The organism is Ruegeria sp. R14_0 (genome assembly GCF_017743975.1).
In the GTDB taxonomy this organism is placed as follows: domain Bacteria; phylum Pseudomonadota; class Alphaproteobacteria; order Rhodobacterales; family Rhodobacteraceae; genus Ruegeria.
In genome coordinates this window covers 481,143-504,016 of record NZ_JAGHRC010000002.1, presented here as the reverse complement: position 1 = coordinate 504,016, position 22,874 = coordinate 481,143, and the positions used below count along the sequence as shown (strand labels likewise).

The 22,874-nt window shown below is 58.8% G+C and carries 22 protein-coding genes and 1 pseudogene; 18 read left to right on the top strand and 5 right to left on the bottom strand.

The window, feature by feature from the left end:
* Positions 1-99: 99 nt before the first annotated feature.
* From J7416_RS08595 to smpB, 10 genes and pseudogenes are all read left to right on the top strand, one after another.
* Positions 100-1,467 carry an MFS transporter gene (locus J7416_RS08595; protein WP_209224303.1) on the top strand — a complete coding sequence of 456 codons (1,368 nt, stop codon included), beginning with the start codon at positions 100-102 and terminating at the stop codon, positions 1,465-1,467.
* Positions 1,464-2,327 (top strand): penicillin-insensitive murein endopeptidase, encoded by an 864-nt coding sequence (gene mepA, locus J7416_RS08590; protein WP_209224302.1) that lies wholly within the window; start codon positions 1,464-1,466, stop codon positions 2,325-2,327. The genes J7416_RS08595 and mepA overlap by 4 nt, the downstream gene beginning before the upstream one ends.
* Positions 2,300-3,184: an esterase-like activity of phytase family protein gene (locus tag J7416_RS08585; protein ID WP_209224301.1), complete on the top strand. Its 885-nt coding sequence runs from the start codon at positions 2,300-2,302 to the stop codon at positions 3,182-3,184. Before mepA ends, J7416_RS08585 begins: the two co-directional genes overlap by 28 nt.
* 91 nt (positions 3,185-3,275) lie before the next feature.
* Positions 3,276-3,917: pseudogene (locus J7416_RS08580) on the top strand (queuosine precursor transporter); the annotation flags it as partial.
* A 265-nt stretch (positions 3,918-4,182) separates the two neighbouring features.
* Complete coding sequence (gene arfB / locus J7416_RS08575; protein ID WP_209224300.1) at positions 4,183-4,602, top strand: alternative ribosome rescue aminoacyl-tRNA hydrolase ArfB; 420 nt, start codon at positions 4,183-4,185, stop codon at positions 4,600-4,602.
* Between the two features lie 60 nt (positions 4,603-4,662).
* Positions 4,663-5,409, top strand: a complete 747-nt coding sequence (locus tag J7416_RS08570) for an SDR family oxidoreductase (RefSeq protein ID WP_209224299.1) — start codon at positions 4,663-4,665, stop codon at positions 5,407-5,409.
* Positions 5,410-5,490: 81 nt separating this feature from the next.
* Entirely contained in the window at positions 5,491-6,507 is a 1,017-nt protein-coding gene (locus tag J7416_RS08565; protein WP_209224298.1) for a P1 family peptidase, read from the top strand.
* Between the two features lie 111 nt (positions 6,508-6,618).
* Complete coding sequence (locus J7416_RS08560; RefSeq protein WP_209224297.1) at positions 6,619-7,032, top strand: cytochrome C; 414 nt, start codon at positions 6,619-6,621, stop codon at positions 7,030-7,032.
* Between the two features lie 209 nt (positions 7,033-7,241).
* On the top strand, positions 7,242-7,784 hold the full coding sequence (gene idi, locus J7416_RS08555; RefSeq protein ID WP_209224296.1) for an isopentenyl-diphosphate Delta-isomerase: 543 nt from the start codon (positions 7,242-7,244) through the stop codon (positions 7,782-7,784).
* Between the two features lie 47 nt (positions 7,785-7,831).
* Positions 7,832-8,314 carry an SsrA-binding protein SmpB gene (gene smpB, locus J7416_RS08550; protein ID WP_170382128.1) on the top strand — a complete coding sequence of 161 codons (483 nt, stop codon included), beginning with the start codon at positions 7,832-7,834 and terminating at the stop codon, positions 8,312-8,314.
* A gap of 13 nt (positions 8,315-8,327) precedes the next feature.
* Here smpB and glpK read toward each other — a convergent pair whose 3' ends face one another.
* The 3 genes from glpK to panB form a co-directional block, all read right to left on the bottom strand.
* Positions 8,328-9,806: a glycerol kinase GlpK gene (gene glpK / locus J7416_RS08545; protein WP_209224295.1), complete on the bottom strand. Its 1,479-nt coding sequence runs from the start codon at positions 9,804-9,806 to the stop codon at positions 8,328-8,330.
* A gap of 67 nt (positions 9,807-9,873) precedes the next feature.
* Positions 9,874-10,716, bottom strand: a complete 843-nt coding sequence (panC, locus tag J7416_RS08540; RefSeq protein ID WP_209224294.1) for a pantoate--beta-alanine ligase — start codon at positions 10,714-10,716, stop codon at positions 9,874-9,876.
* Positions 10,713-11,552 (bottom strand): 3-methyl-2-oxobutanoate hydroxymethyltransferase, encoded by an 840-nt coding sequence (gene panB, locus J7416_RS08535; protein ID WP_209224293.1) that lies wholly within the window; start codon positions 11,550-11,552, stop codon positions 10,713-10,715. Before panB ends, panC begins: the two co-directional genes overlap by 4 nt.
* Positions 11,553-11,722: 170 nt before the next feature.
* Between panB and J7416_RS08530 the strand changes: the two genes are divergently transcribed.
* The 6 genes from J7416_RS08530 (at position 11,723) to J7416_RS08505 (ending at position 19,223) form a co-directional block, all read left to right on the top strand.
* A complete protein-coding gene (locus J7416_RS08530) occupies positions 11,723-13,210 on the top strand; it encodes an ABC transporter substrate-binding protein (RefSeq protein ID WP_209224292.1) in 1,488 nt (495 codons plus the stop codon).
* Positions 13,211-13,272: 62 nt separating this feature from the next.
* A complete protein-coding gene (locus J7416_RS08525; protein WP_209224291.1) occupies positions 13,273-14,343 on the top strand; it encodes a hypothetical protein in 1,071 nt (356 codons plus the stop codon).
* Positions 14,344-14,383: 40 nt separating this feature from the next.
* Positions 14,384-15,331 (top strand): ABC transporter permease, encoded by a 948-nt coding sequence (locus J7416_RS08520; RefSeq protein ID WP_209224290.1) that lies wholly within the window; start codon positions 14,384-14,386, stop codon positions 15,329-15,331.
* Complete coding sequence (locus tag J7416_RS08515; protein ID WP_209224289.1) at positions 15,328-16,143, top strand: ABC transporter permease; 816 nt, start codon at positions 15,328-15,330, stop codon at positions 16,141-16,143. The genes J7416_RS08520 and J7416_RS08515 overlap by 4 nt, the downstream gene beginning before the upstream one ends.
* Positions 16,140-17,738, top strand: a complete 1,599-nt coding sequence (locus tag J7416_RS08510; protein WP_209224288.1) for a dipeptide ABC transporter ATP-binding protein — start codon at positions 16,140-16,142, stop codon at positions 17,736-17,738. Before J7416_RS08515 ends, J7416_RS08510 begins: the two co-directional genes overlap by 4 nt.
* Positions 17,739-17,771: 33 nt before the next feature.
* On the top strand, positions 17,772-19,223 hold the full coding sequence (locus tag J7416_RS08505; RefSeq protein ID WP_209224287.1) for an aldehyde dehydrogenase family protein: 1,452 nt from the start codon (positions 17,772-17,774) through the stop codon (positions 19,221-19,223).
* A 3-nt stretch (positions 19,224-19,226) separates the two neighbouring features.
* Here the strand turns inward: J7416_RS08505 and pncB are convergent, their stop codons facing one another.
* A complete protein-coding gene (gene pncB / locus J7416_RS08500; protein ID WP_209224286.1) occupies positions 19,227-20,519 on the bottom strand; it encodes a nicotinate phosphoribosyltransferase in 1,293 nt (430 codons plus the stop codon).
* Between the two features lie 165 nt (positions 20,520-20,684).
* Between pncB and J7416_RS08495 the strand changes: the two genes are divergently transcribed.
* A complete protein-coding gene (locus J7416_RS08495) occupies positions 20,685-21,218 on the top strand; it encodes a hypothetical protein (protein WP_209224285.1) in 534 nt (177 codons plus the stop codon).
* On the opposite strand, the gene pncA is transcribed toward J7416_RS08495, so the two are convergent.
* Positions 21,215-21,808: a bifunctional nicotinamidase/pyrazinamidase gene (gene pncA, locus J7416_RS08490; protein WP_209224284.1), complete on the bottom strand. Its 594-nt coding sequence runs from the start codon at positions 21,806-21,808 to the stop codon at positions 21,215-21,217. The genes J7416_RS08495 and pncA overlap by 4 nt on opposite strands.
* Before the next feature lie 97 nt (positions 21,809-21,905).
* On the opposite strand from pncA, the gene J7416_RS08485 reads away from it, so the two are divergent.
* Positions 21,906-22,811, top strand: coding sequence for a rhodanese-related sulfurtransferase (locus J7416_RS08485; protein ID WP_209224283.1), 906 nt, complete (start codon positions 21,906-21,908; stop codon positions 22,809-22,811).
* Positions 22,812-22,874 lie beyond the last annotated feature (63 nt).

The window sequence follows — 22,874 nt, the reverse complement described above, 5'->3', positions numbered from 1 at the left end:
TAAGCGCCTGAGCGGCAAAGAGCAAGCCCGCTCCAACAGAACGCTTGCGAATTGGGGCAAACAACACTCTTATAAAAGCAACGATAAACAGGGGCGGTCATGGCAGAGATTTCCAAGCGCAAGCGCATCTGGGGCTGGTGGTTTTTTGACTGGGCCAGCCAGCCGTATCACACATTGCTGGTGACCTTTGTGTTTGGCCCGTATTTTGCCGGGGTTGCTGCCGGGTACTTTTCCGGAACAGGATTGGATGCCGAGGCCGCCGCCGCGCGCGCACAAACCGTCTGGGCCAACTGTCTGACCATTACCGGGCTGATCATCGCCTTTGGAGCGCCGTTACTGGGCGCGATGGCCGATGTCTCGGGCCGGCGAATTCCCTGGATTTTTGCCTTTTCGGTGATGTACGCCGTGGGTTCCGCCGCCTTGTGGTACACGATGCCGGACGGGTCGAACATGTGGCTGATGTTGTCGGCTTTCGGTCTGGGCTTTGTCGGGGCCGAATACGCGCTGATCTTTATCAACTCGCAGCTGCCCGATCTGGGTGACGACAACGAAGTGGGTGAGATTTCGGGTTCGGGTTTTGCCTTCGGGTATTTCGGCGGTCTGATCTCGCTGGCCATCATGTTGGCGCTGTTTGTCGAGCAGGCCAATGGCAAGACCTTGATCGGGATGGATCCGATGTTCGGGTTGGACGCCGCAACCCAGCAGGGTACGCGCTTTGTGGGGCCGTTCACGGCCGGGTGGTTCATCCTGTTCATGATCCCTTATTTCCTTTGGGTTCGTGATGAAGCGCCTACCGACAAAAAAGGCAGCTTGAGTGAGGCGCTGAGCTTGCTGGCCAAGTCGATCTCGAACTTGCGCCACCGGGTAAGCCTGGCCACGTATCTTGGGTCGTCCATGTTCTACCGCGACGCGCTGAACGGGCTTTATAGCTTTGGTGGCGTTTATGCGCGGCTGGTGCTGGAATGGGACCTGATCAAGATCGGCGTCTTTGGTATCGTCAGTGTTCTGGCCGCTGCCGCGTTTTCCTGGGTTGGCGGCAAGCTGGACAAGAAATACGGCCCTAAACCGGTGATTTTGGTGGCTATCTGGGTTTTGATCTTCGTCTGCACGACCATTGTGTCGATGGACCGGACGCAGATATTTGGAATCTCATTGCCTGAAGGGTCCGGTCTGCCGGATCTGGTGTTCTTTGGCTGCGGGGTTCTGATCGGCGGGATGGGCGGTATTTTGCAGTCCGCCAGCCGCTCGATGATGGTACGTCATACCGATCCCGAAGCCCCTGTTGAAAGCTTTGGCCTTTATGGTTTGTCAGGTCGCGCCACCGCTTTTGCGGCCCCTTTGCTGATCGGAATTGCCACAACGGTAACCGGCAGTGCCAGACTGGGGGTGTCACCCATCGTTCTGTTGTTTATTCTGGGACTAATCCTGATGCGCTGGGTGAAACCGGAAGGGGATCAGAGCAGATGATTTTACTACGTTTTTTGGCAATACTGGCCGTGACAGCCCTGACCAATACCGCAACGGCGCAACCGCTTGCCAAGCAATTGTTCGGGGCGCAGAAAGTGAGTTCTCAGCAAAAGCCAGCCGCTTTCGGCAGTTATTCGCGCGGATGCGCCGCCGGGTCGGTGCAACTGCCCGAGACGGGACCCACATGGCAGGCGATGCGGTTGTCCCGAAACCGCAACTGGGGGCACCCGGTGGCGATCGACTATGTTCAGGACCTCAGCAAGTTTGCAGCCAAGCAGCCGGGGTGGAATGGTCTCTATATCGGGGATATCAGCCAGCCGCGCGGCGGGCCGATGACCTCGGGCCATCGTTCGCACCAGCTGGGGCTGGATATCGATATCTGGATGCTTCCAGGTGACAACATGCGCCTCAGCCGTAAGGCGCGCGAGAATATCTCGTCCATTTCGCTGCGTCGGTCCAACGGGGCATTTGTCAACCAGAACTGGACCAAACAACACCACGCGGTGCTGCGCCAGGCGGCCAAGGACAAACGCGTCGCGCGGATTTTCGTTTTCCCCGGTGCCAAGGTCGAAATGTGCAAGAACGAAAAAGGCAATCGCGCCTATCTGCGCAAGATCAGGCCCTGGTGGGGGCATCACTATCATTTCCACGTTCGGCTCAAGTGTCCGCGGGGCTCCAGAGGGTGCGTGAACCAAGATCCTCCGCCAAAGGGGGATGGGTGCGCTCAGGCTCAGGAATGGGTGAACAACATTCTCAACCCGCCCCCACCCGATCCAAACGCGCCTGCACCTAAACCACGACGGGAATACCGATTGGCCGACCTTCCTCAGCAATGCGCACAAGTTCTGCAATCCAACTGATCGCCGCCCTTTTGGTGGCCGGAGCGGTCTGGGCGGTCGATCACAAATCGGCCGCCCATCTTTCGCGCGTCACGTGGAGCCATCAGGCCGATTGGTTCGGCGGGCTCTCGGCCATCCATGTCTCGGATGGCGGCAGCAAAATCACCGCCCTAAGCGATCGGGCCACCGTGGTCACTGCACAGATTCAGCGTGACGGGGATCAGCTTTCGGGTGCGCAGATCACGGCGCACTGGCCTCTGCTGTCCAGTACCGGTCGACCCTTGTCGGGCCCCACCGGGGACTCCGAAGGGCTCGCCATTGCGCCGGACGGCGGTCTGTTCGTGTCGTTCGAGGGCGTCCATCGCATCGCGTTCTATGCTTCTCCCGGAGCCAAGGCGCAGGTTTTGCCGCGACCCAAGGCGTTTGATGAGTTTGAAGCCAACGGATCGCTCGAGGCTCTTGCGATTGACCGACAGGGTCGCCTTTACACAATGCCCGAGGAGAGCCGCACGGCCCAAGGAGACATCCCCGTCTATCGCTGGGATGGGCAGAAATGGACGACGCCATTTGTCCTGCCACAACGTGATGAGTTTCTGCCGGTCGGTGCAGATTTCGGGCCCGATGGCAGGTTCTACGTGCTGGAACGTGATGTGGGCTGGACCGGGTTCCGTTCGCGCCTGCGGCGGTGGCAGATTAGCGGCGACACCCCGCAGGAAGAAGAGATCCTGTTCCAGACGGGTACCGGCGCGCATGACAACCTCGAAGGATTGTCGGTCTGGCGCGACGATCAGGGCAGATTGCGCGCGACCATGGTGTCCGATGACAACTTTCTGGCACTTCAGCGGACCGAGCTGGTTGAATACCTTCTGCCCGATTGACAGGGGCCCGGCAAACGTCTAAACGCACGGCTTGCCTTGGGATGACCCCTTGGCCAAGTCGCCGCTACCTTGTCAAAACGGGCATCTGAAAATGCAACGCAGCTTTTTTCCCGGCATCCTTGCCATGGCCGCCATTGTCGTGGCCTCAAACATTCTGGTCCAGTTTCTGTTGCTGGATGGCCTCCTGACCTGGGGTGCCTTTACCTTCCCCGTGGCTTTTCTGGTCACCGATATCATGAACCGCGTCTACGGCGTTGAAGCCGCGCGCCGCGTGGTTTTCGCCGGATTTATCACCGGTATCATCTGTTCACTCATCGGCACGCAGATCATGCTGCAGGGCGACGGCTTTACATATGCCGCTGTTCCGCTGCGGGTTGCTGTTGCCTCGGGCACCGCGTTCCTGATTGCGCAGCTGACCGACGTTACCGTGTTCAACGCAATGCGCGGCGGTCGTTGGTGGCGCGCGCCGCTGGTCTCGACTCTGGTCGGATCGGCCCTGGACACCACGCTGTTCTTCACCATCGCCTTTTCGGCGTCGATCACAATCTTCGGCGCGGACGCAGATGCAGCCATCAGCTGGGCGTGGGAGCCTGTGCCCTTCATGCTGTCCGGCCCCGAAGCCCCGCTGTGGGTGAGTTTGGCCTTTGCCGATTGGTTGGTGAAACTGTCGCTGGCCCTGATCGCGCTGATCCCGTTCAAGGTGATTGTTGCGCGGTTGACCGCTCAGCCTGCGAAAAAAAGTGCTTTGAGAATGGCGCATCTTGTGTCAGGCTCCAAGTTAACCGCAACAGATAGAAAAGGAGGTGATCCAGTGTCGAGAAAGAGATTGGAGAGAGGTGTTGGAACAACCGGGGGGAAAGCCTGTTAAGGCAGCCCTTGGCGGAGCGGTCGCTCCGGCTGGTCGATTGATCTAACCGACCCAACCTCCTGTACTTTCGAAGGGCCGCCCCACCAGGGCGGCCCTTTTTGTTTGCGGATCAGGCCTGTAAGGTCGCGTTATGTTGCGTATCACCGATGATATTATCCTGCAGGACTGGGAAATGACCGAAAGCTTTGTGCGGTCTTCCGGACCCGGCGGGCAGAACGTGAACAAGGTCTCGACCACGGTCGAGCTGCGGTTCGAGGCTGCGCGCTCTCCGTCCTTGCCGGATCCGGTCAAAGCGCGCCTGAAGCGGTTGGCCGGGCGGCGCTGGACCAAAGAGGGCGCGATCATCATCCAATGCGACGAAACCCGCAGTCAGGCCCGCAACCGCGATATTGCCCGTAACCGTCTGGCCGAGCTGATCGGGCGCGCTCTGGTCAAACCAAAGCGGCGTATCGCAACCAAACCGACCTATGGTTCGGTCAAGCGTCGTCTGGCGGCCAAAAAGGCCAGGGCGGATGTCAAAGCGCTGCGCGGTAAGGTGTCCGAAGATTGATCTGGCATCTTTACGGCGCTTCGCTACTCTGATTTGGCACAGCTGCAAAAGGACAAAGCCATGAGGTTAGAGGGAAAAACCGCAATTGTTACAGGCGGCGCTTCGGGCTTTGGCGCTGGCATCGCACGCAAGTTCCTGTCCGAAGGCGCTCGCGTGATGATTGCCGATATCAACGGGGACGCGGCCGAGGTTCTGGCCAATCAATTGGGCCCCAACGCTTTTGCCCATCAGGTTGACGTGGCAGAAGGCGCATCTGTTCAGGCGATGGCGGATACCGCATTCGACCGCTTCGACCAGCTTGATATCTTGGTCAACAACGCAGGCGTCACGCATCTGCCGACCCCGCTTGAGGATGTCAGCGAAGAGGATTTTGACTGCGTCTACAACGTGAACATGAAATCGGTCTACCTGACGGCGCGCGCTTTTGTACCGCACATGAAAGCGCGGGGCGCAGGCGCGATCCTGAACGTCGCATCGACGGCTGGGTTGTCGCCTCGCCCGAACCTGAACTGGTATAATGCATCCAAGGGCTGGATGATTACCGCCACCAAAACCATGGCGGTTGAGCTTGCCCCAAGCAGCATCCGCGTGAATGCCATATGTCCGGTCGCAGGCGAAACGCCGCTGCTCAAATCCTTCATGGGCGAGGACACACCCGAAATTCGGGCCAAGTTCCTTTCGACCATACCGCTAGGCCGTTTCTCAACCCCCGAGGATATGGCAAACGCCGCCTGTTTCCTGTGCTCGGACGAGGCCAGTATGATCACCGGCGCTGCGTTAGAGGTCGACGGTGGCCGCTGCATCTGATCCGCTCTTCATCTGGCTAAAAATATCCCCGCCGGAGGCAGCGCGCCTGCGCGCTTTCCGGCCCCAACCTCAAAGGCAATGATGACACCCGGGCCCCGAAATCTGATCACCGATATCCCCGGCCTATTGGTAGGGAATGCGCAGGACGAATCGCTGAAATCCGGCACCACGGTGTTGACGGCGGCTGATCCGTTTACGGCCTCGGTCCACGTGATGGGCGGCGCGCCCGGGACGCGCGAAACGGACCTGCTGGCCCCCGATAAATCGGTGTCGCGTGTTGATGCGATCGTGCTTTCTGGTGGTTCGGCCTTTGGGCTGGACGCCTGTTCTGGCGTGTCCGAGGCTTTGCGGGCAGATGGGCGCGGGTTTCAGATCGGCAATGTCGTCGTCCCCATTGTACCCGGTGCGATCCTGTTTGACTTGCTCAATGGCGGCAAGAAAGAATGGGTCGAAAACCCCTATCACGTGCTGGGGCGACGCGCGTTCGACGACGCCTCAGACCAGTTCGATCTGGGCAGCGCCGGTGCTGGCACCGGCGCACTGGCTGCGATGCACAAGGGCGGGCTGGGATCGGCGTCGCTGGTGCTGGACAGTGGGATCACCGTCGGCGCACTGGTCGCTGCCAACCCGATGGGCAGTGTCACCACCCCCGGCGACCGGCATTTCTGGGCCGCACCCTTTGAAATAGAGGGTGAGTTTGGCGGATTAGGGCCTGATTCCAGTTCAGGCCTCGGGCGCAGCATCGTCAGCCGAAAGGCAAGCGCCATGCGTCCGGCGCAACCCGACAAGGCCAACACGACGATCGCAATCGTGGCCACCGATGCAGCGCTGTCCAAACCACAATGCCAGCGGCTGGCAGTAGCGGCCCATGACGGGATCGCGCGCGCCATCGTGCCTGCGCATACACCGGGCGATGGCGATCTTGTGTTTGGTGTCAGCGCAGGCACCCGCGCGCTTGAGGCCGAGTCCGATCTGGGCTTGCTGGGTCACGCGGCCTCTGTCTGCCTTGCGCGGGCCATTGCGCGGGCGATCTACCTGGCCACACCTGCGCCGGGTGATCTTTTGCCCTGCTGGTCCGATGGACATGAGTTTCGATAAAGACGCCGATTTAGATTGGTGGCAGATTGTCACCGCGCGGCAATCTGCGCGTTGACTCTTTTGTGCGCCGACGGTCCATTCGGTGCAGCCAATTCGTATCGGAGCAAAGCTATGAATCGCATCCTCGCGACTGCAATCGTCGGCCTTCTGGCCCTTCCCGCATATGCCGAAGGTGACGCCGAAGCCGGGAAAAAGACCTTCAACAAGTGCAAGTCGTGCCACTTGATTGCCGACCCCGAAGGTGAAGTGATCGTAAAGGGTGGCAAGACCGGCCCGAACCTGTATGGAATCGCCGGCCGCACCGCGGGCACTGTCGAAGGCTTCAAATACGGCGACAGTATCGTCGAAGCGGGTGAGAACGGTCTGGTTTGGGATGAAGAAACCTTCGTGTCCTACGCGCAGGATCCCAAAGCGTTCCTGAAAGACTATCTGGGTGAGACCTCGGCCAAGTCCAAGATGACCTTCAAGCTGAAGAAGGGTGCCGAAGACGTCTATGCCTATATCGTAAGCGTGTCGGGCGAGTAACACCGCCACCACTGCTTGAGAGTTGAGGAAAAAAAGGCCGCAGCCCCTGCGGCCTTTCGTGCGATTGATAACCAAACGGATCAGCGCCACCTTGGAGGCGCGTCGCTTTGCTTGTATTGCATGCTGGGCTTCGTACAGCCAAGCCGACCCGGCCTCAGCCAGATTTGAACCTTCGGCCATACATACGGATCGGCAGCAGGAGACAACAGATGGGAATCATGATCCCGGCCTGGGTTGATGGCGAATTGACCCCCGTGGACAAGCTGGAAGCGCATGAAAAAGGCCTACGGCACAAGGCGGTGTCGGTCTTTGTTGTGCGCGGCACCGAGATTTTGCTGCAGCGTCGGGCCCTGGGCAAATATCATACCCCCGGTCTGTGGGCGAACACCTGCTGCACCCATCCCGACTGGGGGGAAACACCCTCGGAGTGCGCCGTGCGTCGTCTGCACGAAGAACTGGGCATCACCGGCCTCTACCCCGAATACCGCCACCGGCTGGAATATCACGCCGATGTGGGCAACAACATGATCGAACACGAGGTGGTCGATATCTTTCTGGCCCATGTCCGTGGCCCGTTGAAAATCGAGCCTAATCCAGAAGAAGTCATGGATATCCGCTGGATCGACTATCACGATCTTCTGGCCGAGGTGCAGCGTTACCCCGAACGGTTCACACCCTGGCTCAAGATCTATCTGCACAATCACGCCGACACGATTTTCGGCCCCGATCTGATTATCTCGGCCACGTCCTGACGGCTTCGGCTTGCAAGGGGCGCTCAAGCCGCCTAAATCAACGCGTCATGGCCAAGCAAAAGCAGAAAACAGACCCGAATTACAAAGTCATCGCCGAAAATCGGCGTGCCCGCTTCGATTATGCGATCGAAGAGGATATCGAGTGCGGCATCGTGCTGGAAGGGTCCGAGGTCAAATCCCTGCGTGCAGGTGGGTCGAACATTGCCGAAAGCTATGCCTCGGTCGATGACGGAGAGCTGTGGCTGATCAACAGCTATATCGCGCCCTACGAACAGGCGAAGGTCTTCAAACACGAAGAGCGCCGCCGCCGTAAGTTGCTGGTGTCGCGCAAGGAGTTGTCAAACCTTTGGAACGCGACCCAGCGCAAAGGTATGACGCTGGTGCCGCTGGTTTTGTATTTCAACCACAAGGGCCGGGCGAAGCTCAAGATCGGCATCGCGAAGGGTAAAAAGCTGCACGACAAGCGCGAAACCCAGGCCAAGCGGGACTGGTCACGCCAAAAGCAGCGGTTGATGAAGGATCACAGCTGATCCTTCCATTGTCTTAGAATGCCATCGCTGCCGAAACTGCGCGTTTCCAGCGGTCATAGGCGGCGTCGCGTTCTTCAGCGGATAACTCCGGTTCAAACCGGCGATCCAATGCCCAGGTTTCTGAAAAACCCTGCTGGTCGGGATAGACACCCGCGCGCATCCCGGCTAGCCACGCCGCTCCCAACGCTGTGGTTTCCTGCATTACCGGGCGGTCAACTGCCGCGCCCAGATAGTCAGACAGCCCTTGCATCGCCCAGTCTGATGCGCTTGCGCCGCCATCGACGCGCAGCGTGACATCGGTGTCGGTGTTCCAGTCGCCCTGCATCGCGTGCCACAGATCGCGGGTCTGGTAGGCAATGCTTTCCAGTGTTGCTCTGGCAAACTCTGCTCGGCCGGAATTGCGGGTCAGGCCGAATACCGCGCCGCGGCAGTCGGGTTTCCAATAGGGCGCGCCCAGACCGGTGAATGCGGGTACCAGAACCACGTGTTGGTTCGGGTCGGCCTGCTGGGCCAACTCACCACTTTCCGGGGCGGTTTCGATGATTTGCAGGGCATCACGCAGCCATTGCACCGCGGCACCGGCCACAAAGATCGACCCCTCCAGCGCGTAGGTCCGTTTGCCGTCCAACTGATAGGCGATCGTCGTCAGCAAACGGTTTTTCGAGACGACAGGCGTGTCGCCGGTGTTCAGTAGTGCAAAGCAACCGGTGCCATAGGTAGATTTCAACATGCCTGGCTGGAAACATGCCTGACCGATGGTCGCGGCCTGTTGGTCCCCTGCAACCCCCAAAATCGGGATATTTCCGCCAAATAGAGTCGTATTTCCAAAGTCCGAGGCGCAATCGTGGACTTCGGGCAGCATGTTCATCGGCACATCCAAAAGATCGCAGATCTCTGCGCTCCATTCCCCTTTGTGGATGTCGAACAGCAGGGTGCGCGCAGCGTTGGTGGCGTCGGTGGCGTGGCTGCGCCCTTCGGTCAACCGCCAGATCAGGAAACTGTCGATGGTGCCGAACATCAGCTCTCCGGCGTCTGCCTTTTCCCGCGCGCCCGGTACGGTATCCAACAGCCATTTGACCTTGGTGCCGGAAAAATATGGGTCCAGCAGCAGCCCGGTCTGGGCGGTTACGTCATCCTCGCACCCGGCCTGCTTGTAGCGTGCGCAGATCTCGGCCGTTCGGCGATCCTGCCAGACAATGGCATTATGGATCGGCTTGCCTGTAGTGCGGTCCCAGACCACGGTTGTTTCCCGCTGGTTGGTGATACCAATGCCCGCGATCTGATCGGAGGTGACACCGGTGGTCTCCATCACCTCGCGGCAGACGCGCAGGACGCTGTCCCAGATTTCCTCGGCATCGTGCTCGACCCAACCCTCCTGCGGAAAGTGCTGCGTGAATTCGTGCTGCGCGGTGCCTGCGCGTTGCATGTTGGCGTCGAAAAGAATGGCCCGCGATGAAGTGGTGCCCTGATCAATGGCAAGAATATAGGTCACGCCTCGTGCCCCTCCCGTTATGTTTTGCGGGACTTTAGCGCAAACACCGACAAACGTGCCAGAGCGTTCAGACAGGAATATTGTCTATCAGCCGAACACCATCTGCCCAGGCTGCAGCAAACAGGCGGGCAGGGCGGCTGGCATGAGTCAGAGGTTCCAGCGTTTCGGCGCTGCGCAGCTGGATGTACTCGACTTGGGTGAAGCCAGCAGCCAGCAGATCGGCCTCTGCCAGTTTCACCAAGGGGCCGAACTCTGCACCGTTCTGCAGGGCGCTGGCCAGGTCGTTCATAATCCGGTTTTTGTTCGCGGCTACCTCAAGCCCCTCGGGTGTCAGACGCAGGTTGCGGGACGACATGGCCAGACCCGAGGGCTCGCGCACCGTGGGGCACCCAACAACCTCGGTCCCGATGTCCAGATCGCGGGCCATGCGGGTCACGATCATCAGTTGCTGATAGTCTTTTTCTCCGAAATAGGCTCGATCCGCCTGTGTTTGCAGGAACAGCTTGGCCACGACTGTGGCGACGCCGTCGAAGTGACCGGGTCTGAATTCACCCTCCATCACGTCGGTCAGACCAGCGACGGAAACGGTGGTGGCAAAGCCTTGCGGGTAAATCTCTTCGGGTTCCGGCACATAGATCGCGTCAACGCCATAGGGGGCCAGCTTCTGGGCATCTTCGTTTTCGGTGCGCGGGTACTTGGCCAGATCTTCGGGGTTGTTGAATTGTTTGGGGTTCACGAAGATCGTCACAATCACCCGGTCGCAGCCTGCCTTGGCGGCCTCGACCAAAGACAGATGCCCCTGATGCAACGCACCCATGGTTGGGACAACGCCAATCGTCTGGCCCGTGCTTTGCCAGTCTGAGGTCAGAGCGCGCAGATCGGCCAGACGGCGCAGGATTGGAGCGGTCATGTCTTGGGTCCCTTGGCCGGGGCTTGATCGGCAAAGACATGTTCTTTCGCCGGGAAGGTGCGTGCGCGCACTTCGGCGGCGTATTCGGCGATGGCGGTTTCGGCCAACGGGCCAAGCTCGGCATAACGTTTGACGAATTTCGGCTTGAAGGCGGTGAAAAAGCCAACCATGTCGTCCACGACCAGAATCTGGCCGTCGCATCCTGCCGAAGCGCCGATGCCGATGGTTGGGATGGCAATTTCAGCCGTGATCTGATCGGCCAGACCTTGCGGCACCTTTTCCAGCACGACCGAGAACGCGCCGGCCCCAGCCACCGCGTGGGCATCGGCAAGGACGGCCTCGGCTTGCTCGTCGCGGCCCTGAACCTTGTATCCGCCCAGCGTGTTGATCGATTGGGGTGTCAGGCCAATATGCGCCATCACCGGGATACCGCGCTTGACCAGAAAGCGGATGGTGTCGGCCATTTCCACGCCGCCTTCCAGCTTGACTGCACCCGCACCGGTTTCCGACATCAGCCGGGCGGCATTGCGGAAGGCCTCGGCCGGAGAATGCTCATAGCTGGCAAAGGGCATATCGATGACCATCATCGCCTTGCTCAGGCCGCGGGCGACGGCCTGACCATGCATCACCATCATTTCCATCGTCACGCCCAGCGTCGATTCCAACCCGTGCAGCACCATGCCGACGCTGTCGCCCACCAGCACAAAATCGCAATGGTCATCCATCAACCGCGCCATCGGCGTGGTGTAGGCAGTCAGACTGACCAGAGGCTCGCCCCCTTTTCGGGCGCGAATATCCTCGGCGTTCGGGGCTTTTTTGCGGGCGGTGGCGCTCATTCTCGCTCCTCCGGTTGTCATGTTGCAGCGCGGCATAGCAGATGGCCACGGGCCATAGAAACCCCGATTGCGCGAACATTTCCTTGAATGACCTAAGGTTTAAAGGGAAGTTAGGTGCAGAAAGACCCAAAAAATCACCGGGTTCCTTGATTCAGTGGGGAGATATTTTGATGACAAAGCAGGTATTTCGATCCTTTGCCTCGGTGCTGGCGGTCAGTGCCAGCCTGTTTGCAACGCAGGTCTGGGCCAAATCTGACATAACCATCGCGATGCAGCTTGAGCCGCCGCATCTGGATCCGACCAGCGCTGCGGCGCAGGCAATCGATTCGGTGGTATACACGAATATCTTCGAGGGTCTGACCCGGTTTATGGGCGACGGATCGGTTGTACCCGGGCTGGCTGAAAGCTGGGAAATATCCGACGATGGCAAGGTCTATACCTTTAAGCTGCACGATGGCGTGACATTCCACGACGGCAACACCATGGATGCCGAGGACGTCAAGTTCAGCCTGGACCGCGCCCGGTCCGAGGACAGCGCCAACGCGCAAAAAGCCCTGTTTGACGGAATCGAAAGCGTCGAAGTGGTCGATCCGCTGACCGTCAAAGTGACCTTGTCGGAACCGAACGGAAACTTCCTGTTCAACCTGGCCTGGGGCGATGCGGTCATTGTCGCATCCGAGAGCATCGAGAACATCAAAACTAACCCGGTGGGAACCGGCGCCTTTACCTTTGGCGAATGGGTTCAGGGCGACAGCATCACGCTGAACCGCAACCCGGACTATTGGGGTGATCAGCCTGCGTTAGAGACTGCAACGTTCAAATTCATCTCGGACCCGACGGCAGCCTTTGCTGCCATGATGGCTGAGGATATCGATGTGTTTGACAACTTTCCGGCACCCGAGAACCTGCCGCAATTCGAGGCCGATCCGCGGTTTCAGGTGCTGGTCGGCTCGACCGAAGGGGAAACCATTCTGTCGACAAACAACAAGATGCCGCCTTTCGATGACATCATGGTACGGCAGGCGCTGGCCCATGCCATCGACCGTCAGGCGATTATCGATGGCGCGATGTTTGGCTATGGCACCCCGATCGGCACGCATTTCGCACCGCACAATCCGGCCTATGTCGATTTGACCGGAAACTCGTCCTATGACCCCAAGAAAGCGGCCAAGCTGCTGGCGGATGCCGGATATGCAGACGGGTTTGATACAACGCTGCACTTGCCGCCGCCATCCTATGCACGGCGCGGTGGAGAGATTGTCGCCGCCCAACTGGCCGAGGTCGGGATTCAGGCGGAAATCATCAACGTGGAATGGGCCCAGTGGCTGGAAACCGTGTTCAAAGGCAAGGATTTTGGCCTGACCATTGTCAGTCATACCGAGCCAATGGACATCGGGATTTACGCGCGACCGGATTACTATTTTCAGTATGACAGCACCGACTTTCAGGCGCTGATGGACACGCTGAATTCGACCACCGACCCGGAAGAACGCACGCGCCTGATGGGTGAGGCACAACGCCTGATCTCAAGCGACTACGTCAATGGCTACCTGTTCCAGCTGGCCAAACTGGGTGTCGCCAAGGCCGGTGTTCAGGGCCTTTGGACAAATGCGCCGACAGCAGCGATCGACCTGACTCAGATTAGTTGGTCTGAATAATACGGGGCAGGGGTCCGCTGGTTTCGGCCCCTGTTTCCCACTGTTTGTGAATACGTTTTGTGATGTCGTTGTTTCGCGCCCTAATTCTCATCAGTTTGACCGTTGTTTCGACCATAGCGACGGTGACTGGTGTTGGGGCACAAAACACGCTGGATGGCCGGTTGGATGCGCTAGTTGGTACTCCGGAAAACCCGCTGGATGTCGGCATCGGAATCCAGATTGATCAGATCACCAGCGTTGATCAGAAGGCTGAAAACTACGGCGCCGTAGTTGTTCTGCGTGTTGAGTGGACCGACCCGGCGCTGGCCTTTGATCCTCGGGACCTAGGGCGTGACTTTCGGGTCTTTTATCCTCCGGACCTGGCGGATCACGCGGCAAAAATTGGAACGATTGTTCCGGCCTTTGTAATCCACAACCAGCAGACCAACAAATGGATTCACGAATCCGCGGCTGCAGTGCGCCACGATGGGCGTGTTCGCTATGTCGAAAAATCGTCGCTGACTTTGCAGGCTCCTCATTTCGATTTCCGAAAATACCCGTTCGACACGCAGGAGTTCCATTTCGAGGTCGTTTCGGTTTTTCCGTCGGACTTTGTGTCCTATTATCCATTGGAGGAGTCCTCGGGCCTTGGGGATATGCTGGGCGAGGAAGAATGGATTCTCGATAACCCGCGACTGCAAAGATCGCAGGTCATCGGATTGTCGGGTCAGCAAAGCGATCAAGTTTCGCTGATCTTCGAAGGTCACAGGCATCTGACCTACTACGTCATCCGCGTATTCCTTCCGATGCTGGTGCTAATCACCGTGGGTTGGGCACTGTTTTTCCTCGACGAGTATCGGAGGCGGATCGAGATTGCGGGCGGCAACTTGCTGGTCTTCGTCGCCTTCAACTGGGCCATCTCTGCCGATTTACCAAAGCTTGGTTACCTGACCTTTCTGGATTTCGTGTTGCAGTGCATGTTCCTGATGACCGGAGCACTGATCGTTTTCAACGTCGCGCTGCGCAAGCTAAAGGTCTCAGGCCGCGAGGATGGGGCCCGTATGCTGGATAACTACGCGATCAAGTGGATCTACCCTTTGGGCTATGCTGCAATCGTGGGTTACGCGATATTTGCTTATCTTCTGACACCATAGGTGCTGGACCCGCGGCATACGTGACCCTAACGTGACCCCAATGCTTCGCTATGCCCTCAAACGTCTGATATCGCTGATGATCAGCCTGGCTGTTGCCTCGGTGGTCATCTTCGCGGTGATCGAGGTCGCGCCGGGTGATCCGGCGTCCTTTATGTTGGGCGTCAACGCGCAAGAAGATACGCTGGCTGCCTTGCGGGCCGAGTTGGGTTTGGATGGCTCAAAGGTGCAGCGGTATTTCAACTGGGTTGGCGGTATGTTGGTGGGGGATTTCGGCACGTCCTACACCTATCGCACGCCCGTTTCGCAGATGATTGCAGATCGGCTGTGGGTTTCACTGCCGTTGGCGCTGTATGCGCTGACCCTGTCGACGGTGATCGCGTTTCCAGTCGGCATCTACGCCGCCGCGCGCCGGGGCAAGCCGGGTGATCTGACAGTGATGGGGGCGACGCAGTTGGGCATCGCGGTGCCCAATTTCTGGTTCGCCATGATGCTGGTCCTGATCTTTGCGATCAACCTGCGCTGGTTCAATGCCGGAGGGTTCGCGGGCTGGGACAATGGCTTTTGGACCGGGATACACTCTCTGACACTGCCCGCCATTGCGTTGGCTTTGCCGCAGGCAGCGATTCTGGCGCGGGTCATGCGGTCATCCTTGTTGGACATCCTCGGCGAGGATTTCATGCGCACCGCCCGCGCCAAAGGCCTGTCGCGGCGTCAGGCGCTATGGCGGCATGGGGTGCGGAATGCGCTTATCCCGGTTCTGACTATCATCGGGTTGCAGTTTTCATTCTTGCTGGCCGGGTCGATCATCATCGAACAGGTGTTCTACCTGCCAGGCCTTGGGCGACTGGTGTTTCAGGCCATTTCCGCACGCGATCTGATCGTTGTTGAGTCGGTTGTGATGCTGCTGGTGTTCGCCGTCATCACCGTGAACTTTCTGGTCGATCTGGCTTATGCCGCCGTGGATCCACGCCTGAGGAGCCGCACATGAGCCGCAACCTGATCCTTGGCGCGTGCCTGTCCTCGCTGGTGCTGTTGGCCGCTTTGGTGTCCTTTGTCTGGACGCCATACGATTACGCGGCGCTGAACATTCCCGAAAAGCTGCAGCCGCCAAATGCCGAGCATTTGTTCGGTACGGACCATTTCGGGCGCGATATGTTCTCGATGATCATGGTCGGCGCGCGAACCTCCATCGCGGTGGCACTGGTGGCCGTCGGCATCGGGATGGCGCTGGGCGTGCCACTGGGTCTGGCGGCAGCAGCGCGCAAAGGATCCTGGCTGGACGAGGTGATCATGCGTGGCAATGATCTGGTCTTTGCTTTCCCCTCGCTGGTCATCGCCATCCTGATTACTGCCGTCTTCGGCGCAGGGGCCATCAACGCCATCATTGCCATCGGGATTTTCAATATCCCCGTTTTCGCCCGCATCACGCGCGGCGCCGCGCTGTCGCTATGGGAGAGGGAGTTCATCCTCGCAGCACGTGTTTCGGGCAAAGGGGCCGCGCGGATATCGGTCGAGCATATCCTGCCCAACGTTGCGAACCTGTTGATCGTGCAGGGCACCATCCAGTTCAGCCTTGGCATTCTGGCCGAGGCGGGCCTGTCCTATGTCGGCCTTGGCGCGCAACCGCCCACGCCCAGCTGGGGCCGGATGTTGGCCGACGCGCAGACAATGGTCAGTTTTGCCCCGCATTTGGCTCTAATTCCGGGCTTGGCAATCATCATCACGGTGCTGGGACTGAACCTTTTGGGCGACGGATTGCGCGATTGGTTGGACCCAAGGATCAGGGTGGCCCGCGCATGAGCTTGTTGCAGATCAAAAACCTGTCATTGGCCATTCATGACACGGACATCCTGAAACAGGTCAACCTGTCCATCGCGCCCGGTGAGATCGTGGCCGTGACTGGTGAGAGCGGATCGGGGAAGTCTATGACCGCTTTGGCGGTGATGCAGTTGCTGCCAAACGGGGCGCAGACAGATGGCGCTATTCGGTTGAACGAAAAGGACCTTCTGGACCAAACCGAGGATCAGATGTGTGCTCTGCGCGGGGCTGCGATCGGGATGGTGTTCCAGGAACCGATGACCGCATTGAACCCGGTCAAGACCATCGGCGATCAGGTGATGGAGACCATCCTGATCCACAAAGCCATGCCGCACCCGCAGGCGCGCGCGCGCGCCGAAGAGGTTCTGACCCGCGTCGGCCTTCCGCCGGATCGGTTTCCACTGTCCCGCTTTCCGCATGAGTTGTCGGGCGGTCAGCGCCAGCGCGTCGTGATCGCCATGGCCATCGCGTTGCGTCCCAAACTGCTGATCGCGGATGAGCCGACCACAGCGCTGGATGTCACCACGCAGGCGCAGATTCTTGATCTTTTGAAAGGGCTGGTCACCGAATTTGGTATGGGGCTGCTGATGATCACCCACGATCTTGCGGTGGTGGCGGATATGGCTGATCAGATTGTCGTCATGCGTCACGGAGAGGTTGTTGAATCCGGGGCGACCAACCATCTTTTGCATCACATGCAGCACCCCTACACCCGCATGCTGTTCGAAGCCTCGGGCCATCAGGTAACACTGCCGGACCCCGGGCAGCCGAAACCGCTGCTTGAGGTGTCAAACGTGGTCCGCGACTATCGCCTGCCGCGCAAGGGCCTGTTTGAAACATCGGGGCATCATCGTGCGGTGGATGACGTGAGCTTCACCCTCAATCGCGGGGAAAGGTTGGGGCTTGTCGGTGAGTCTGGCTGTGGAAAATCGACCCTAACGCGGGCAATTTTGGGCTTGGAAGAGGTGCAGAGCGGGGATATTCGGCTGGATGCTCAACCTGTATTTTCGGGCCACAAAGCCAACCTTGCCGTACGGCGCAAGATGCAGGTCGTGTTTCAGGACCCCTATGGCAGCTTCAATCCGCGTCACCGCGTAGCGCGTCTGATAACTGAGCCATTTCACCTGTTGGAAACGCCTCCAACCGGTTCGGAACGGCAGGACAGGATAGCTGAGATGCTGACGGCTGTGGGTCTCAGCCCCGATGACATGGGAAAATACATCCACGAGTTTTCGGGCGGGCAGCGCCAGCGCATTGCCATTGCGCGCGCTCTGATCATCCGCCCCGAATTGATCCTGTTTGACGAAGCGGTCTCGGCCCTCGACGTCTCGGTCCGTGCGCAGATTCTGGATCTGCTGGTCGAACTGTGCGAGGCCTATGACCTGACCTATCTGTTCATCAGTCACGACCTGAGTGTCGTACGCACCATCACCGACCGCGTCATGGTGATGCGGTCCGGTCAGATCGTGGAAGAAGGGCGCACGGAAAGCGTCTTCTCCGACCCGCAACATCAATACACAAAAGACCTGATCAATGCTGCGCCTACACTGCCGGACATTGGTAAAGTCGTTGCATAATGCCCTTTGTTAGAGCCAAAACAGGAGTGTCACATGCCCAGCCCCCTTTGGTTTGATCCCAACCTTTGTTTGATTGGCGGCAACTGGGTTGCGCCTGCCGAAAAGAAGACGTTGCCCTTGATCAACCCCTCGGACGGGTCAGAGATTTGCCAGATTGCCCGCGGCGATGCGCAGGATGTGGATGCTGCGGTTCATGCGGCCCAAGCCGCACTGGACGGAGATTGGGGCCGCAAAACCGCGTTGGAACGGGGGCGTATCCTTAGCCGGTTGGGGCAGCTGGTTCTGGAACGCGTTGGCGAGCTTGCCCAGCTTGAGGCCATGGATGTGGGCAAACCCCTGACGCAAGCGCGGGCTGATGCTGTCGCTCTGGCGCGGTATTGTGAGTTCTATGGCGGTGCTGCGGATAAGGTCATGGGAGAAACCATCCCCTATCTGGACGGCTATACCGTTTACACGTTGCGCGAACCGCATGGGGTCACGGGCCATATCGTGCCGTGGAACTATCCCATGCAGATCATTGGCCGTTCGGTTGGCGCTGCGTTGGCGATGGGCAATGCCTGCGTCCTGAAACCCGCGGAAGAGGCCTGTCTTACGGCGCTCGCCTTTGCCCATTTGGCACAAAAGGCAGGGTTGCCGGCCGGTGCCCTGAACGTGGTACCCGGATTGGGGGCCGAGGCCGGGGCCGCGCTGTCGGGTCATCGGGGTGTGCACCATATCTCGTTCACCGGATCGGTCGCGACCGGGGCCTTGGTGCAGCAGGCTGCCGGGCGGAACGTGGTACCGGTGACATTGGAGCTGGGGGGAAAGTCGCCGCAGCTGGTGTTTGACGATGCCGATCTGGACGCGGCCCTGCCGTTTCTGGTGAACGCAGGCATCCAGAATGCCGGCCAAACCTGTTCCGCTTCGTCCCGCATTCTGGTGCAACGCGGTGTGTATTATCAGGTCAAACAGCGCATGGCTGAGGCCTACGAAGAGCTGACCGTTGGTCCGGCGCAGGATGACCTTCGGGTTGGCCCTTTGATTTCAGCCCGGCAAAAAGACATCGTCTCAGGTTTTCTGGCCAAGGGTGCCGATTTAACCGTTGCCGGGCAAGGACACATCGTGGACGGCACCCCGTCCGAAGGGGCTTACGTTCTGCCGACGCTATTCGCGGACGTCGCACCGGATCACGTTCTGGCTAGGGATGAGATCTTTGGGCCAGTTCAGGTTCTGATCCCATTCGATACCGAAGAAGAGGCAGTGAAGATCGCCAACAGCACTGATTATGGTCTGGTCGCCAGCATCTGGACGCGCGATGGGGCACGGCAGATGCGGGTGGCAAAGCAACTCCGCTCAGGGCAGGTGTTCATCAACAACTACGGTGCCGGCGGAGGCGTCGAACTGCCCTTTGGCGGCGTCGGCAAGTCCGGCCATGGCCGCGAAAAGGGGTTCGAGGCGCTTTACGGCTTCTCACAGCTTAAAACTGTAGCAGCTTTCCATGGTTAGGGTCTAAACGATGACCTCGATGGCTTCTTGCGCGCCGACGCCAAACACACGTTTGTAGCGTTCGATCTGGTCCTTCGGGCCCATCGCCTTTTCCGGGTTGTCCGACAGTTTTACCGTCGGATGACCATTGGCGGACACTGCCTTGCAGACCAGTGAAAAGGGCGCCAGAGCGTCATTCGGCACAAGTCCGCGGAAATCGTTTGTCAGCAGCGTCCCCCAGCCAAATGAAACCTTGGTCCGGTGGGCAAACTGTGTGTGCAGTTCGCGGATCTTGTCGACGTCCAGCCCATCCGAGAAAATTACGCGCTTTTCCATCGGGTCTTCGCCGCGTGACTGCCACCATTTGATCGCGGTTTCCGCACCTGCCGCCGGATCGCCGCTGTCGATACGGATACCGGTCCACCCGGCCAACCAATCGGGCGCACGATCCAGAAAGCCCTGCGTGCCATAAGTGTCGGGCAGGATGATGCGCAAGTTACCGTCATGTTCCTCGTGCCAGTCGCTGAGCACGTCATAGGGGGCCTGCGCCAGTTCCGCATCGTCCTTGGCCAGTGCACTGTAGACCATGGGCAGCTCATGCGCGTTGGTGCCGATCGCCTCGACCTCGCGCCGCATCGCGATCAGGCAGTTCGAGGTGCCGCTGAATGCCGGACCAAGCCCTTCAATCATGGCCTGCACGCACCAGTCCTGCCACAAGAAGGAATGCCGTCTCCGGGTGCCGAAATCCGCGATCCCCAGCCCGTCGATATCCCGCAGCTTCTCGATCTTTTCCCAAACGCGGGTCATGGCTCGGGCATACAGAACCTGCAGCTCGAACCGGCGCATGTCGTTCAGGACAGCGCGCGAGCGCAGCTCCATCAGGACCGCCAGCGCAGGAATTTCCCATAGCATGACCTCATGCCATTTGCCTTCGAACGTCAGCTCGTACTGATCGCCCTTGCGTTCAAGGTGATACGGCGGCAAGCGCAGGTTTTCGAACCATTCCATGAAATCCGAGCGGAACATCTGGCGCTTGCCATAGAACGTATTGCCCCGCAGCCACGTACTTTCCCCTCGGCTCAGGCCGAGAGATCGGATATGATCCAACTGCTCGCGCAGCTCACCTTCGTCAATAAGTTTGGCCAATGGGATGTGATTCGACCGGTTGATCAGGGAAAAAGTGACATCCGTTTGAGGCTTATTTCGAAACACTGACTGGCACATCAGCAGTTTGTAGAAATCTGTGTCGATTAAAGACCGTACAATCGGGTCGATCTTCCATTTATGATTGTACACACGCGTCGCAATATCGACCATGGGGAACTCCTGCGATTTCCGTTGTTAGATCAATCGGTGCGTGGAATGGCAAGAGTCGCTAGAATGATAACAATGACAAGGTCAGGTCACATTGCGAGCATATTGTGTGATCTTTTCACCGTTTAGTGAAAAGAAAGGGATGGTTGAACGAGGTTAATTTAGTGAATGGTTCTTGAGTACGATTTCGATATCGTTTTTGTTGAGCAAGTGAAAGGTGATCCTGATACGGCGCAGGGAGATGCGGCGAACGCAGAAACTGTGCGTGCTCAGTTTCGCGACGTCAAAACTGCCGATGCACTCAGGGCGACCTCTCCAAAAATCCGTAAGATTTTCCAGGATGCCGGATTCGATCTGGACGCAACCGACAGCGAACTGACGCATGGCTTCTATCCGCCACGGGACGAACCCGAGCGCGAACGGATTCTGCGCGCCCTGTTCGACAATATCCGTACAATGGGAATCAAAGGCGAATACTGCGGCGAGTTTGATTTCCACCGCTTTCTGGCAGAGGTCAAAACCGCCAGGCCGCGCAATGGTCAGCCGCGCAAGGTGGTCGATTGGACACCGAACCCGCGATACAAATCCCCTGCGACACCGGAGCGCCGCACCCTGCCGGGGCGCATCGGCGTAGCGCTGGGGCTGGCGGTCATCCTGTTTGCGGTTCTCAGATACCTCGCTGAAACCGGCAGTACGCCTTAAACCAGCTTCACACCGGCAGACCGCATCGCCTCTTCGGCCGCAGCCAGTGATCCGTCCAGATCTATTGCCCGACACGCGTCCATGCGGACAGTCACATCAAATCCCAAACGCGCCGCGTCTACGGCCGAAAAATGCACGCAGAAATCCGTGGCCAATCCCACAAGGGTCAGCGTGTCGATGCCGCGGGATTTCAAGTAGCCTTCCAAGCCCGTTGGTGTCTTTTGATCGTTTTCATAAAACGCCGAGTAGCTGTCGATACCGGGCCTGAACCCTTTGCGAATGACCAGATCAGCATGCGTCTTCAACTCTGGGTGAAAACTGGCACCCTCGGTGCCTTGAACACAGTGATCAGGCCACAAGACCTGCGGCCCATAACGCATCTCGGTCATGTCGAACGGTTTTTTGCCGTCATGTTCGCTGGCAAACGAGGAATGCCCTGCCGGGTGCCAATCCTGGGTCAGGATCACCGCGTCATAGTCCTCCATCATGGCGTTGATCGTGCCCACGATTTCGTCGCCTCCGGGCACGGCCAGTGCACCTCCGGGGCAGAAATCATTCTGAACGTCGACTACAATCAGGGCATGGGTCATCGCGGGCCTCCTCACATTTCCCTATCGGTAGGGGGCCAAAAGGGGGGCGTCAATCCGATCCCTTGCGACTCTGTGCCAGCAGGTTTAGACCGCGCGCATGTATACGATCGCTGCTCTCTATCACTTCACCCGTTTCCCGGACCACGCCGGCCTGCGCGACCCGCTGCTGGATCTTTGCCGTGCGCAATCGGTCAAAGGCACGTTGCTGCTGGCGCAAGAAGGCATCAATGGCACCATTGCTGGTCCTCGTGCCGGGATCGACGCGGTACTGGCGCATATCAAGGCATTGCCTGGTTGCGCCGATCTTGAGTGGAAAGAGGCGACCGCGGATCACCCGCCTTTTGGCAAGATGAAGGTGCGTCTTAAAAAAGAGATCGTGACCATGGGTCAGCCTGAAATCGATCCGCGCACCCGCGTCGGCAACTATGTCGAACCTGAGGATTGGAATGATCTGATCCGCTCGGACGATGTAGTGGTGATTGACACACGCAATGACTATGAGGTGGCGATTGGTACGTTCGAGGGCGCAATAGACCCTGAAACGGCCAGTTTCCGCGAATTCCCGGCCTGGTGGGAAGACAACAAGGACCGCTTTCACAACAAGCGCGTCGCCATGTTTTGCACCGGCGGTATCCGGTGCGAGAAATCGACAAACTTCCTGCTGGGGCAGGGGGTCGAGGATGTGTATCACCTGAAAGGCGGCATCCTGCGATACCTCGAAGAAATGCCCGCCGAAGACAGCACATGGCAGGGCGAATGCTTTGTCTTCGACAACCGCGTCTCGGTTGGGCACGGGTTGGTCGAGGGGCCGCATAACCTGTGCCATGGCTGCCGCCGCCCGATCCTGCCCGAGGATATGAAGCGCCCGGAATACGAGCATGGCGTGTGCTGCCATCATTGCATCAATGAAACCTCTGAGGCGGACAAAATGCGCTTCCGCGAGCGTCAGAAGCAGATCCTGCTGTCGCGCCAGCGCGGCGAAGAGCATTTGGGCGCCGACTGATCCGGCATGCAATTCCGGTTGCGAGACCGCGCGTAAAGCCGGATGATCCGGATCAATTCAGCG

Bases quoted from the DNA above. Each gene is read 5' to 3' on its own strand.
- idi (WP_209224296.1), top strand. From the start codon at position 7,242: ATGGGAATCATGATCCCGGCCTGGGTTGATGGCGAATTGACCCCCGTG.
- J7416_RS08485 (WP_209224283.1), top strand. From the start codon at position 21,906: ATGTATACGATCGCTGCTCTCTATCACTTCACCCGTTTCCCGGACCAC.
- pncA (WP_209224284.1), bottom strand. From the start codon at position 21,808: ATGACCCATGCCCTGATTGTAGTCGACGTTCAGAATGATTTCTGCCCC.
- J7416_RS08495 (WP_209224285.1), top strand. From the start codon at position 20,685: ATGGTTCTTGAGTACGATTTCGATATCGTTTTTGTTGAGCAAGTGAAA.
- J7416_RS08570 (WP_209224299.1), top strand. From the start codon at position 4,663: ATGAGGTTAGAGGGAAAAACCGCAATTGTTACAGGCGGCGCTTCGGGC.
- pncB (WP_209224286.1), bottom strand. From the start codon at position 20,519: ATGGTCGATATTGCGACGCGTGTGTACAATCATAAATGGAAGATCGAC.
- J7416_RS08595 (WP_209224303.1), top strand. From the start codon at position 100: ATGGCAGAGATTTCCAAGCGCAAGCGCATCTGGGGCTGGTGGTTTTTT.
- J7416_RS08525 (WP_209224291.1), top strand. From the start codon at position 13,273: ATGTCGTTGTTTCGCGCCCTAATTCTCATCAGTTTGACCGTTGTTTCG.
- J7416_RS08505 (WP_209224287.1), top strand. From the start codon at position 17,772: ATGCCCAGCCCCCTTTGGTTTGATCCCAACCTTTGTTTGATTGGCGGC.
- J7416_RS08520 (WP_209224290.1), top strand. From the start codon at position 14,384: ATGCTTCGCTATGCCCTCAAACGTCTGATATCGCTGATGATCAGCCTG.
- J7416_RS08515 (WP_209224289.1), top strand. From the start codon at position 15,328: ATGAGCCGCAACCTGATCCTTGGCGCGTGCCTGTCCTCGCTGGTGCTG.
- J7416_RS08510 (WP_209224288.1), top strand. From the start codon at position 16,140: ATGAGCTTGTTGCAGATCAAAAACCTGTCATTGGCCATTCATGACACG.
- panB (WP_209224293.1), bottom strand. From the start codon at position 11,552: ATGAGCGCCACCGCCCGCAAAAAAGCCCCGAACGCCGAGGATATTCGC.
- arfB (WP_209224300.1), top strand. From the start codon at position 4,183: ATGTTGCGTATCACCGATGATATTATCCTGCAGGACTGGGAAATGACC.
- panC (WP_209224294.1), bottom strand. From the start codon at position 10,716: ATGACCGCTCCAATCCTGCGCCGTCTGGCCGATCTGCGCGCTCTGACC.
- J7416_RS08585 (WP_209224301.1), top strand. From the start codon at position 2,300: ATGCGCACAAGTTCTGCAATCCAACTGATCGCCGCCCTTTTGGTGGCC.
- J7416_RS08530 (WP_209224292.1), top strand. From the start codon at position 11,723: ATGACAAAGCAGGTATTTCGATCCTTTGCCTCGGTGCTGGCGGTCAGT.
- mepA (WP_209224302.1), top strand. From the start codon at position 1,464: ATGATTTTACTACGTTTTTTGGCAATACTGGCCGTGACAGCCCTGACC.
- smpB (WP_170382128.1), top strand. From the start codon at position 7,832: ATGGCCAAGCAAAAGCAGAAAACAGACCCGAATTACAAAGTCATCGCC.
- J7416_RS08560 (WP_209224297.1), top strand. From the start codon at position 6,619: ATGAATCGCATCCTCGCGACTGCAATCGTCGGCCTTCTGGCCCTTCCC.
- J7416_RS08565 (WP_209224298.1), top strand. From the start codon at position 5,491: ATGACACCCGGGCCCCGAAATCTGATCACCGATATCCCCGGCCTATTG.